This window comes from Mesobacillus maritimus (assembly GCF_019749255.1).
Classification (GTDB): domain Bacteria; phylum Bacillota; class Bacilli; order Bacillales; family Cytobacillaceae; genus Mesobacillus_B; species Mesobacillus_B maritimus_A.
On the sequence record NZ_JACWFH010000049.1, the window covers coordinates 1 to 1,473 of the forward strand.

General features: G+C 35.7%; 1 protein-coding gene. It reads left to right on the plus strand.

What is annotated here, in order from left to right:
- The first annotated feature begins 106 nt into the window (after positions 1-106).
- A protein-coding gene (locus H0185_RS23885; RefSeq protein WP_425515846.1) for an IS3 family transposase occupies positions 107-1,437 on the plus strand; the annotation gives its coding sequence in 2 pieces (ribosomal slippage) (positions 107-494 and positions 494-1,437; 1,332 coding nt in all).
- The last annotated feature ends 36 nt before the right edge of the window (positions 1,438-1,473 follow it).

Consider the following 1,473-nt stretch of genomic DNA (forward strand, 5'->3'; position numbering starts at 1 on the left):
TAAAATGTACCCTATAGAGTAGACACGTAAAAAAAGTCTACCTATGGGGTACTTTTTTGTATAATTAAGAAACACAACTAGAGATGACAAAAGGGATTGGGGAACTATGAGTAAAAAGACTTTTACAGAGAAAGAGATAAAACAATTAGCAGCTAATAAATACGTTAAATCTGTTAGTTCTAAAGGTATAACTTATACTGATGAATTTAAGGAAATTTTTATTGCAGAAAAAGAGAAAGGCAAGTTTGCCAGAGGAATATTTGAAGAGTGTGGGCTTGATACAGATATTTTGGGGATACAAAGAATTAGGTCAGCTAGTAAGAGATGGCAAAAGGCTTACAATGATAGTGGGATTGAAGGTTTGCGTGATACTAGACCCGGAAATTCAGGACGGCCTAGGGAAAAGGACCTTACATTAGAGGAGAAAAATGCCCGTTTAGAGGCTCAAATCAATTTACTTAAGGCAGAAAACGAACTCTTAAAAAAGATACGTTTCATGGAAAGGGGGCTGAAGAAGTAGTCCTTTCTCCTAGCCAAAAGTTTATTCTTATTCGTTCAGTGATTGAAAAACATCAGTTAAAAAATATGGTGAGCTATTTATGTACAATAGCGGGTGTTTCTAGAAGTGGTTATTATAATTATTTCTCAGAGGAGTCACAGGAACAAAGAAAGCAAAAAGAGGAAAAGGACCAAATAGCGAAAAAAATGATTCTAAAAGCCTTTCATTTCAAGAACCGGAAGAAAGGGGCACGTCAAATTAAAATGACTTTGGCGGGTCAATTTAATGTTGTCTACAATTTGAAGCGTATAAGCCGAATTATGAAAAAGTACGATATTATCTGTCCCATTAGAAAACCAAATCCTTATAGACGAATGATGAAAGCTACACACGAACATAAGGTTGTACCAAACCTATTAAACCGACAATTTAAGCAAAAGGTTCCAGGAAAGGTGCTTCTAACGGATATCACCTATTTATTCTATGAGAATGGTCAGAAGGCTTATTTATCCGCGATTAAAGATGGTTCAACAGGCCAGATTCTTGCTTATCATGTATCAAATCGAATGACCCTAGACTTAGCGACAGACACCCTTAAAAAATTAAAGAAAAATAGAAACTTTAAGAAGGTTAAAGATGCATTAATTCACTCGGATCAGGGAGTACACTACACCCATCCTGAATTCCAAAAAGCAGTAAACAAATTAGGTTTACAGCAATCTATGTCAAGAAGAGGCAACTGTTGGGACAACGCTCCCCAAGAATCTTTCTTTGGACATCTAAAGGACGAGACCTCTATTAAGGCATGTAAAACTCTAGATGAATTGAAACGAGAAATTAAGCAGTATATGACCTATTATAATCACCATAGGTATCAATGGAATTTAAATAAGATGACCCCTGTTCAATACAGAGATCATCTTCTTAAAACTGCCTAGGCTTTTTTTAATGTCCTTGACAAAGGGTACAGTTCA